Here is an 11,402-nt window from a genome sequence, read left to right as displayed (position 1 = left end):
ATGCACCTCAACTGACACGATAGTGGATTTCGCCTCGCCGTTCCAGGCGGGTCCGCTGGAACCGGCTTGCCCTGACGACTCTGGCATCTGCAGTTACACGAACTCGCTCGCGGCACGTCTGCAAGTCAGGAGCCGGAGCCTGCCGCCGTGCGGTGTTGGCCGGACCCGGTTCCAGGCTGGCGCGGCGGTGGCGACTCCAGTTTGCTGCGCCGGCCCCCTGACGTGAAACCGGTGCGAGGCGACAGTGGGCATGCTAAACGTGCTTCGGCGAGATGACGGAGTGATCCGCCACGTTTGGGGCGCGGAACTCCTCTTCGCACCGACCGATCCCGGACAGGATTATCGCCACGTCGGTACCATCGAACCGCTCTGGGACCTGTTTGACCTTCTCACCCCCGAGGGACGTGAATCCGAGTGGGATGAGCAGCTGAGCTACTCATGCTGCGCCGCAAATTATGTAAGAGCGCCGAGCCGCGCGAGCTCGAACTCCCCTCTAGCCTAGCGCCCCCGGTCAGGGACCCGTCTGCAGTATGAGCCGTCTGGAGCCCGGTGACCCGCGGAACTGTGATCTGACGAGGCTCCGACTGTCTTGGTTAGAGCAATGCCAACAGGCGTTGAACGACCGCTGCTACCATAGGTGAACATCAGAGCCTACGTGTTGCGCCCGCGGCGATGCGGTTCCAAGCGCGTCAGGTCGGTAACATGGCTTTCTACCAATGCCTGTTCGTCGGCAGCAAGCCCTCAGGAGCACGCGATGATCGTCGAGCGTATCTGGACTGGCAATGCCTACCGCAACTTCAACTACCTGGTTGCATGTCCGGAAACCGGTGAAGCACTTGCCATTGACCCGCTGGACCATAAAAAGTGCCTCGCCGCCGCGAAGGCCAGGGGTTGGCAGATCACCCAGATCCTCAACACCCACGAACACCGGGACCACACCGGCGGCAACGAAGCGATGGTCGCGGCCACGGGCGCCAGGCTGCTCGCTCATTTCAAGGCCGGCGCTCGCATTGCAGGGGTGGACCGCGGTGTCAAGGCCGGAGACGTCATCAAAGTCGGGAAGCGGATCGAACTCGAATGTATGGACACGCCGGGTCATACCATGTGTCACATCTGCCTGCGATCACATACCGACCAGCCGGCGCTGTTTTCCGGCGACACCCTTTTCAATGCGGGCGCCGGCAATTGCCACAACGGAGGCGATCCGAGCGAGCTGTATGCCACGTTTGTGGGCCAGCTCGCCAAACTGCCGGACGACACACGGATCTACCCCGGCCATGACTACATCGAGAACAATCTGAGGTTCACGTTGTCGCTCGAGCCGGAAAACGCCGCTGCCCGGGCCCTGCTTCCCCACGTGGCCGGTCATGACCCGAAGACCTCGATCGTCACCACGCTCAAGGATGAAGAGCAATTCAACACTTTCTTCCGGCTCACAAGCGCGAGCGTGATCGCCAGGTTGCGAGAAAGCTTCTCGGATCTCCCGGAAGAACCCGATGCGAGGACGGTGTTTCTCAAGCTTCGCGAGTTGCGCAACAGGTGGTGATGCAGCAGGGCGCGGAGCGTTGCCGCTCACCGGGGTGCGCGGCCGGAGTTCTGCACACGCGGCCCCGAGGACCGATGGGAAGCAACGGCGATGTGGATGTAGACGTCGACCGCTCGCTGCCAACAAACCATCCATCCCGTGACCGGGATGCATCGAGACGTTATGCGACCCAATGATGCGCCAGCACCGTGGCGACGAACGAATGACCGGGAAGTGCCGCAAACTGGTCCCGCAGACGCCTGTCGAGCTGTTCACGTTCCATGCCGGTAGCACGGGCCGCATCCGCCAGCGCACTATAGGCATCCAGCACATCGCTCCCCGTGATTTCGTACCCGAAGCCTGCAGCCATCCAGTGCAACGCTGCCGTGCCACAGGCCATCGCGAATTCAGGCTTGCGCCGCGCGAAATCGCGTGCGGCCCGCGTCAGGGTTCGCGGGTCGGTGGGGCCGCGCATCGCGAGCGACGCCGCCAGATCGAGCAGGCCGGCGTCCTTCGCGGCGGCGAACCATTTCCCCTCGGCGCCGGGACTGCTCGCGACCAGGTCGTGGAGAATGCTGTCGGAACTCCTGTCCGGATATTTTTTCGCAATGGCACGGAACGTCGCGAGATGCGTGGTGGCCTGATTGGCCTCGATCGCGTAGCGCCGATAGGCCTCGTCCATCATGCCCGACGACAGAAGGATCGCTTCGCATTTGCGGGCGATGGCGCCAGTGGGCGCATTCAGCCCCCTCGACGCTTCCGCGTAACGCAGTGCTTCAGCCGAACGATTTAATGCGATCAGTGCACCCACTCCGTACTGGCGATACCCCCACCAGTTCAGGCGCGCGCCATTCACGAGAGCAAGTAGTTCCTCATGGCGCCGGGCGGCATTCAGCGCGCTGAGGCAGGCGGTGGTACCCGCGAAATGCTCGCCCAGACCTTCAGCCCCCATCACGCGCGCGGTCACCGGCAACAACCGGTCTGCCCATGAGGACGCGATGGAGGGCGACGTACACAGGTCACCCCAGCGCTCGCCCAGCTGTTCGATATACGGCATCGGGTCGTCCTGGAGCGCGTCAAACAGCCGATCCAGCCAACGCATCCGGACCGGAGCGGGCACGTCCACCCCGGCGATGACCGGCACAAGGGCATCGATTGCGCGATTCCCGGCGGTGCCAATTGCCCCCGACGAGCTGTCTACGTGTTCAAGCGCCGGCGAAAGCTTTTCGATCAAAGCGACCGCGCCGTCCGCGGCGAGAACAGGATCGGCACGGGCAATCTGCCGGATCTCCGCCAGCGCTTCTTTCAGACGCTGGATCGGCAACGCGGATTTCCAGCCGAAGGCGCCACGCCGGAACCGCGTGGCGAAAGCCCACTTGTGAGCGGTGTGAGAGGTTGTGCGTGTCATGCTCCGGGGTGCCAGCTCAGCGCGTCTTCATGTAGGCGGCGTACAGCGCCCTATTGAGGGCCTGCAGTTCGCGCCGGGTTTCCAGCAGTTCGTGATGCCGGCCCTGACGCTCCAGGCTGAGTAACTCGAGCATCACCTTCGCCGCCCGCTCGGGAGCATTGCGTCGCGAAGGCTCTGCCTGTCTGAACAGGGGCGCGAGGCCGGCCTTTTCCGTGAGTACCCACGCCGGAAACCACGCGAGATCGCCAATGTCGCCACCGCCGTCGCACGACGCGTCGAAGGCGCGCCGCAACGTATTGACGCACGCGTCGCCAAGCCGGCTCAAAAGCTGGTCAAACCGGGATGGCGAAAGCCACGCGAGTTCCACCAGCAACGGCCAGGCCGCGTCCAGGCCATCGAGCCAGTAACGTGCCTCCGCCATCCAGCAAAGCGGTGCTGGAATCCGCGGCCAGGACGCGATGCGCAATATTGCATCAGACGCCTCGGCCCACCTGGCAGCAAGCAGGAAGAGCGGCGCCGCGTGCGCATCCGCGTGGTCCGAACGGAAAGGCAGCGCAGCGGCGCGCCCGGCCAGTTCTGCCCAGAGCGGTGCGAGCCAGGTCGCCCCGGCCTGACTCGGGAACACACGCGTGACTGCGGGCTGGACTTCGTGAGATAACACCTGGCGGCCTGCAGGGCGGCTTCGTGACGGTCAAATGGTACCGTCGATCGACCCTCGAGGGCATTGACGATCGACCCGAAATACACCAGGGCGCCGTCGTGCGGATACCCGTTCGCAAGGGCCAGCAGCGCGCGCCGCGCGCCCGCGGCATCGTACTGCTGCAACGCTGACAGGATGTCATTGCGCAGCATCACGTCGCGGCTGTCGTTGAAAATGTCGAGCTGCATCCGTCGGATTCAGAACAGTTGGCTGGTCGGACTGACGAGATTAATCCATTTGGCCGCGCTTCTCAATTTCCTGCGGTGCTCATCGACCGACCCGATGATTGCGCGCCGACCGCTCGCGTCGGCGCACGCACCGTGTCATGCTGTGGTTCCCGTACGACTCGCCGAACCGCTGAGGAGATGTAGTTCCGCACACAGATTGCCATGGTAAGCAGCAGTCCGTCTCTCAATGGTGGTTGATGATTAACCGGGCGTGAGGCTATCGTGATGGTGCCCCTTTCATGACAGCTGACCGTCCGCACCGTCAGCGCCCTCTTCCGACCGATGTTGGGCCTCCCAGGCACGGCGGGTTTTGGCCAGCTCTTCGGCGAGGAGTTTTTCATCCGGGAGGACCATATGGTGCTCAGCCGCCAGCACTTTGTTTGGCAACCCTTCCAATGCATAACGCGCCACCGCGGCATTCGTTCGCGCGCACAGGATCAGCCCAACGGGTGGGTTCTCTCCTGGCAGCGTCCAGTGCTCACGTGCGTAATTACAGTACATGTGCATCTGGCCCACGTCGGCGTGATTGAGCTCAGTGAGTTTGAGATCAACGATAACAAGGCATCGCAGACGCCGATGAAAAAACAGAAGATCTACGCGGAACCAGCTTTCACCGATCCGAAGTCGACGCTGGCGGCCCACGAACGTAAAATCGCCACCGAGCTCAAGAAGAAAGTCTTCGAGGCGGTGGACCAACGCCTCCTCCAGTTGACTTTCTGAATATTCGTCCTCGAGGTCCAGGAACTCGAGGACATAAGGATCCTTGATTGCCTCCTCTGCACTGACAAGGTCGCCCGGTTGCGCCTTGCCCGACTTTTGCAACATCGTCTGCTTGTTTTTCGACAGCATCGCACGAGTGTGAAACTGGCTGCTGATCTGCCGGTCCAGTTGTCGCACGCTCCATCCGCCACGGAGCGCTTCAGCTTCGTAGAACGCTCTTTCTTCAACGGACCGGGTTCGCCGCATGAGGTGGACGTAGTGCGTCCAGGACAGCTGGAATGTGGTCGCGAGTGGGGTCGAGATCGAAATTCCGAATCGGCGATTCGGAATTTCCCGGCCGGCCTATGGGCGTAGATTTCCGAATCAGTGATCCGGAAATCGCGGCTGGCGGGTAGGTCTGGTAGAACAGCCTCATCAACTCCAGATTGTCTACCCCAAACCCCCGCCCGAAGCGGGATGTCAGGTCGACCGACAACCGCTCTAAAAGGGCCTGACGTAGGCGGCACGCCCCTCCCCGCCCTGACTGAATTCGACAATACGGCGACCAATCTCCCAGTAGGTCGCCGTCATCAGTGCGTTGACACTTCGGGCCGCAGCACGACGACCGTGTTCCAGAAGCGCGACGATATCGCCATGTATGCCACTGTAATTGGCGCCGCTTAATGCGATATCAGTCATTGGTACTGTCAGCAGGTAGTTTCAGCGTTAATGATTTCACGGTGGACATTGGCGACCATGGTGTTGCGCTGTCCGTACTCAGTCCATCGATGAAAATCCAGGTTGGCAAGCGATCGGCTCGAAATCACCCATTCGGGCCCTTGGCGCCACGTTGCCGATCCTTCCGACGCACATGTGGCAGGACCGGCATTGCGACCAGCACAGGGCTGCGGTTGACGGGTCGACGCATGCTAACCGCTCGCCGGGGCCAGCATCGAACCGGTACACCGCTTCGTCCCACAGTGGCAGGAATAGTCGGCGGCCAGTTCCGGAGTAATCGCTTCGTCGATAGTCAGTCCATAGGCGATAAAGAGCTCGTCGCCCGGCATCACGTCGCTGAGCGTCTCGATAAAAACCCGCCCCCGCCCGTCCTCGATCGCCTCGCAGTTCGGCTGGCAGGAGTGGTTCAGCCAGCGGGCACTGTTGCCGCCTACGCTGCCATCGATCACGCGCCCGTCGGCCAGTCCGAAAATGAACGTGTGGCCGGGTATTCCGGACCGCCGGTGCCGGGCAGAGGCCCGCCGCCACGACGTCATCTCCCCGCGGTATTCGAGGATCCGCTGGCCGGCTGGAATCGCCTGTAGCGAGAACACGCCTCGCCCATGAACCGATGATTTTCTGACCGTCACGCGCCGCACTTCGTCACTCCTGATCCGTTGAGGGTGGGAGCATAGCGAGCGGCGCGTTGCGCGGCAACCGGGGCGTCCCGTCAGAACAACCTGGTCTGTCGGGGATCGCGCGCCGGTGGTCGGGATACATCGGTCCGGCGGGTACGCCGATTCCCACCATTCCTGTTTCCAACCCGCTGTAGCCGCGCGAGCATGAGGCATTCGCCTGCACCATCGTTGAAGCGCAGCTCGAACACGCCGGTTTGGCCGGACGGACATGGCGCCGTTGCACGGAACGACAGGCGCAGCCCCCGTCGTTTCGCGCGGGCAATCATGTGCGTGCGACTCATGCCGTGCCAGCAATCCGACATGAAGCGCGTCACGGTCCCAGGCAGGGACTTATGCGCGGCGACCTGTGGAAGTGTCAGTCCAGCGAGCAGGTAGATATCAGCCATGCAGCCCATTTCCCTGGTGGCAAGTACCTTTGCGTTTATACCGCTTTTTTGCGACGCGTTGCTGGTTTGGCGGTCGGCACGGCGCGGGACGAACGGATAGATCGTGATGTCTTCCGGACTGCAGCAGGGGCGCCCGACTGCATGGCTTCCCGCGCACGCGTTTCCGCTTCCCGCAGCGCCATCATCTCCGCCTGCAGCCGCAGGTTCTCCGCCTGAACAGCATCCAGCCGCCCCTGCAGCACGCCCGCCTGATGACGCGCGTCGCCCAGTTGCGCCTGCATGGTTTCAGAGGCACGGCGGTGGTCGTCGTTCTTCCGGTCCGCCCGGCGTGTGGCGTCGTCGAGCTCCTTCTGCAGCTTCGTTGCGGTATTTCGCTCGCGGTCAATCTCCAGCAGGGCGCGCTTCTCGGTCGCACGGAGCCGATCTTCCGCGCGTTCAGCCGCTTCACGCTGCTTTTCCAGGTCGCGCGAAAACCCTTCCCTCACCGTCACGATCTCGCGATCGCGCGCCGCCAGCGCCGTGCTCCTGCGCTCGAGTTCCGCCTCCAGCGCCTGGCGCTGCGCGTGGCCTTCGGCCTGCGCCCTGTCCAGATTCCGCACCTCGACCTGCGCGGCCAGCAGCGCGGCGGTGCGCTGCTCGAGCGCCGTCTCGACGCGAGCCAGTTCGTCGCGGGCGGCGGCGACCGCCCGCTGCGCCTCCGCGCGCTGCGCCTCGACCTCGTCGCGCAGCGCGTCGAGCGCGGTCCCGGCGGATGCGGTAGCGCGTGTCCAGAGCGTGGCGACCAGTTCGCCGGCGGCCGCGCCGAGATCGGCCGGCAGATCAGGATGCTCGATGCGCACCCGGCTCTTTTCGCGCAGTTCGGTCCAGAACTCCCCCAGCACCTGGGTGGGCGTGCTCATGCTCCCCCGCTTCACCAGCTGGTACAGCCGGTTGGCGGTCGGCGTGATGCCGAAGCGGAAGAACAGCAGGGCGCAGACCTCGCGGTAGAGCTCGCGCGTCTTCGGGAAGTCGGCCTTCAGGCGCCCGATTTCGGCCACCAGGCGGGTTTCATCAGGAAATGCGTCGGACATCAGGAATAGATCCCGGTTATTTCAGAGCATAATATAACGTAAACCGACAAATATCCAATTCACCTGCGCCAGTATTTCAACATTAAGCGTATAATGTTGTATTATTAAAGTCTTGCGCGCCTGATTACGTCCAGGCCAGCCACCCGCACCTCCGCCACCCTCCCGACCATGGCCACTGCCCGGCCCGCGCCCGATCGATGCGCTTGACCTGCCGCCCGACCTCGATGGCCGTCACGGCACGAACCGCGCCACCGCACGCTTGGCGAACCGGCACGCGCCGCCGATATCGACGGCGTGGATGCTGCCCGCCCCGCTGGAGACAGGTTTGCGGTTGACGGGGATGGGGACGCGCCAGACGGTTAGTTGCATTTTTGTAATCTGCACGGATCTCTAGGGGGAGTATTTACGGGAGATGAACACCAGCCATGCGAAGGTGCGATCAACTGATCTGGCGTGTCGGCCACCTGAAAACGGCGCACACGCAAACCCCTTCCACGCGAACATTGGCGAGCCCTCTGGATGCTGCGTTCGCGTTTCGAGCGGCTCGAGCCCCATTTCTGAAGCGATCACACCAGTCACGTTCAGCGTCGCCCGGAACGGACCGGGCTCGCCCTCCGGACCGGCAACGTCATACCCCACCAGCATCTGGCCGGCCGTGCTCGGGACGAACGACCTCGCACCGTCCTACAGGCAGCGTGAATTGAAAGACGGCACCCCGTCGTTCATTCGTGGAGGCCCACAGCCGCCCCCCGTGCGCCTCGATGATCGAACGGCAAATCGTCAGGCCCATGCCCATCCCGTTGGCCTTGGTCGTGTAGAAGGTCTCGAACAGGCGTTCCACACGCTTCGGGTCCAGGCCCGGGCCCGAATCCCGCACCGAAACGAGTACGTAGCCCGCCTCGACTTCCCCGGTCCTGATCAACAGCTCTCGCGCTGCCTCGCTGACTTCGGTCATGGCCTCGACGGCATTTATGATCAGATTCAGGAGCACCTGCTGCAGCTGGACCCGGTCGCCGTGAACGAGCGCTAAACCGTCCGCGAGTTCCGTCCGCACCGAGACATCATTCTTAACGGTTTCGCCACGGGTGAGTTCAATCACCTCACGGATCGCCTCGTTGATGTCAAGGCGATCCGTCAGAGGCGGCGCCTTCTCGACAAGGGCACGGATGCGGCTGATGACCTCGCTCGCGCGACGACCCTCCTTGACGATCCGCGCAACCGCGTCGCGTACTTCATCCAGATCCGGCGGTTGATGGCCGAGCCAGCGCAGTGCCGCCTCGGCGTTGCCGACCGTCGCGGCAATGGGCTGCTTTACTTCATGGGCAATCGAGGCCGTGAGCTGCCCCATGGTGGCGACACGGTTCGCGTGCGCCAATTCCAACTGCACAACGCGCAAGGCCTCTTCGGCCCGCTTGCGCTCGGTCAGATCGAGCACGAAGCCGACACCCTGGTTCCGGGCTTCATCAAAGCTCGTCGAGCCGACGAGCACGGGTACACGACTGCCGTCTTTCCGTAAGTACTCCTTTTCGTAGGGTTGCAGGCTCCCGGTCACCTTGAGTTCTGGAGTCCAACTGCTTTCACGCCGATCGCGCCATTCCGGGGGCGTCAGTCCAGTCCAGCGCAGGCGACCCGCGACGAGATCCTCGCGGTCGTATCCCACGATCCGGAGAAACGCGTCATTGGCCCCGAGAATGGGACCGTCAAGGTCCCAGAAGAAGATCCCGATGATGTTGGCATCGACCAGGCGCTGAATCTTCGCTTCGCGCTCCGCGAGGTCGTGGTACAAACGGGTGTTCTCCAGCGCGATCGCCGCCTGAGAGGCAACCAGCCGCAGCACCGAGATCCGGGTCGGCGTGAACACGCGCGCAGCCAGGTTGTTTTCAAGGTAGAGCACGCCGATAAGCTTGCTCTGTTTGACCAGGGGCATGCAGAGAATGGACCGGGCCTGGCCCTGCCGGATGTACGGATCCGCGGCAAATGCGGGTTCGGCCGCGGCATCGTCGAGGATCATGGTCTCCTGCGTGCGAAGGACAGTCTGGACGATTGCCTCGGACAGTGCCATTGAGCTCAAGGCCTCGTCGCGCAGCCGTACGACAATTGTATCGCCACTCGTTATGGCTTCCGCCGCGATCCGCTGCTCAATCCCGTGTGAGAGAATCAACAGGCCTCGTTCGGCTCCAGCATGCTCGATAGCCGTACGCATGAGCGTGTCGAGCAGCTTGTCCAGCAGGATCTCGCCTGAGACGGCTTGCGACACCTTGAGCACGGTCGCGAGATCCAGATGTTCGACCGGTGCCCGGATCGTGCTCGTCGGCCCGGCTGCAGGCTCTTGCTCGCTCAGTTGGGGATGGAGCTGATCAAGTTGCCGCACCTTCCCATCGGCGCCCCAGCTCAGGTAGCAACGCCGGGCGTTTCGCAGAAACGCGTCAGCCATCGTCGGCAAGCCGCGCGCCGTACAAAACCTTGCGGCGCGTTCGTGGGCCAAGGCCTCGTTCTGGATGAAACCATCCGAACGCGCCAGTCTGATGGCTTCTTCATAGAGGCGTATCGCGTCCGGATCGCGGCCTTCGAGCCGTGCAATCTCGGCGGCAACCAATGCCTCGCGGTTCGCGAATGTTGCGGGACAGTTCTTTGCCCAGACCGCGAGCTGCTTGTGATGAGCTGCCAGCGCTTCCAGATCTTGAGGTCGCTGCTCAGCTGAGGTTAGATCGCAATGCGCCGCCCAGGCAAGTGCCCCATAGAAATGGTATTCAGCCGATTCAAATTGGGTCGGAGTCGTCCAAAGCAGTGGAGCCGCTTTTGACACAGCCGCCATGGCAGATGCCTCGTCGCTGCCATAGATGCTCGCTTGCAGCCTGCGAATCCAATAATAGGACCCGCCGATGGCCAGCTGGGGATTGTTTTCCAGGCGTTGCTCGAAGCGGTGCTCGTCGAACTCCGCGTCATTGAAGGAGGTGAAGTCCGGTCTCTGTCCACGGAGCATCCGGATGAGCCTGAGCTGCCCAGTGATGCAGTCACACATGAGACCAAACCCTATTTTCCGCGCAAATTCGAGCCCATGCTCGGCCTCTCGCTCGACGTCGCTGAGCGAATCTCCGGTGGCAATCCGGTTTGTGATCACGTCGATGCAGCTATAGGCTGCATAAGACAGGTCACCGGCTTCCAGCGCCGTCTCAAAGGCACGCCTCAGGAAGGCGAGAGACGTCTGCAAGGGCTGGGTCCAGTGAGCAACATGGACGGCGAAGACTAGGTAGACGCGTGCCCGGAAGCGCTCCAGCCCACGCTTGTCCACCAGGTCCAGGCCAAGCCTGCCAAGGCGGAACCCGGCCTGGTATTCGCCGAAGTACCTCCCCAGGACGCCGCCCAGCCATGCATAGGCGAGGCATGATCCGTCGCTGTTGCCATTCTCCAGGCTGAGGGTCGCCATCTGACTGACGACAAGCCTGAACAGATTCAAGTCCGTGAACAACGCCGGCGATGTGAGTACCGTAAGCACATCCATGGTCCCGCATCGCTCTGCATCTCTCATCAGCGGCAGCTCAAGCAGTGCTTCGATCGAGCCCTCCCCCAGGTGTTGCCATAATCGATCATAGGCCTGGCGAACGTCCTCCGGTTTTGGGTGCGGCGACCACCGGTCGTCAACCCGGCGGAGATACTCCACGCCGACCTCGACAGCGCTGTCACTCTGGTCCAAGGTAGTGTAGAGATTGATGCGCAAGCAGGTGACGGCCGCAGCGTCAACCGTGGTCTGTGCGCGAATCGACAGCATGGCGAGCCGTTCTTCCGCCGATGCGGACTCTCCGATCAGGTATTCGCACTCGGCGCAGTTGAGCTCGAGGTCGAAGGTGAACCGGTAGCACTGTTCCCATCCGGTCTCTGCCAGCAACGCGCGGCCAGCGGTGAAATACTGCAGGGCCGCATCATAAGCGGTTGCCCCCTTGGCACGCTTGCCAGCCATAAGGTTGAGCTGGG

General features: G+C 62.7%; 8 protein-coding genes and 1 pseudogene. 1 reads left to right on the top strand and 8 read right to left on the bottom strand.

Features of this window, described 5'->3' with window-relative positions; translation table 11 throughout:
• Positions 1-754 precede the first annotated feature (754 nt).
• Entirely contained in the window at positions 755-1,546 is a 792-nt protein-coding gene (locus tag PQR02_RS38260; RefSeq protein ID WP_408243026.1) for a hydroxyacylglutathione hydrolase, read from the top strand.
• A gap of 160 nt (positions 1,547-1,706) precedes the next feature.
• Here PQR02_RS38260 and PQR02_RS38255 read toward each other — a convergent pair whose 3' ends face one another.
• From PQR02_RS38255 to PQR02_RS38220, 8 genes and pseudogenes are all read right to left on the bottom strand, one after another.
• Entirely contained in the window at positions 1,707-2,933 is a 1,227-nt protein-coding gene (locus PQR02_RS38255; protein WP_408243025.1) for a hypothetical protein, read from the bottom strand.
• 16 nt (positions 2,934-2,949) lie between these two features.
• Positions 2,950-3,354 carry a hypothetical protein gene (locus PQR02_RS38250; RefSeq protein WP_408243024.1) on the bottom strand — a complete coding sequence of 135 codons (405 nt, stop codon included), beginning with the start codon at positions 3,352-3,354 and terminating at the stop codon, positions 2,950-2,952.
• Positions 3,355-4,097: 743 nt separating this feature from the next.
• Positions 4,098-5,258 (bottom strand): annotated as a pseudogene (locus PQR02_RS38245) (PDDEXK nuclease domain-containing protein).
• A gap of 230 nt (positions 5,259-5,488) precedes the next feature.
• Positions 5,489-5,935, bottom strand: coding sequence for an SET domain-containing protein (locus tag PQR02_RS38240; RefSeq protein ID WP_408243023.1), 447 nt, complete (start codon positions 5,933-5,935; stop codon positions 5,489-5,491).
• 71 nt (positions 5,936-6,006) lie between these two features.
• A complete protein-coding gene (locus tag PQR02_RS38235; protein ID WP_408243022.1) occupies positions 6,007-6,360 on the bottom strand; it encodes a hypothetical protein in 354 nt (117 codons plus the stop codon).
• Between the two features lie 35 nt (positions 6,361-6,395).
• Positions 6,396-7,430, bottom strand: coding sequence for a DNA-binding protein (locus PQR02_RS38230; protein ID WP_408243021.1), 1,035 nt, complete (start codon positions 7,428-7,430; stop codon positions 6,396-6,398).
• Between the two features lie 231 nt (positions 7,431-7,661).
• Complete coding sequence (locus PQR02_RS38225) at positions 7,662-7,799, bottom strand: hypothetical protein (RefSeq protein WP_408243020.1); 138 nt, start codon at positions 7,797-7,799, stop codon at positions 7,662-7,664.
• Between the two features lie 259 nt (positions 7,800-8,058).
• Positions 8,059-11,388 (bottom strand): ATP-binding protein, encoded by a 3,330-nt coding sequence (locus PQR02_RS38220; protein ID WP_408243019.1) that lies wholly within the window; start codon positions 11,386-11,388, stop codon positions 8,059-8,061.
• Positions 11,389-11,402 lie beyond the last annotated feature (14 nt).

The sequence above is a fragment of the Paraburkholderia sediminicola genome, assembly GCF_046026895.1.
Classification (GTDB): Bacteria; Pseudomonadota; Gammaproteobacteria; order Burkholderiales; family Burkholderiaceae; genus Paraburkholderia; species Paraburkholderia sediminicola_C.
Note: the sequence above shows the minus strand (reverse complement) of the source record. Positions and strands in the feature narration are given on the sequence as shown.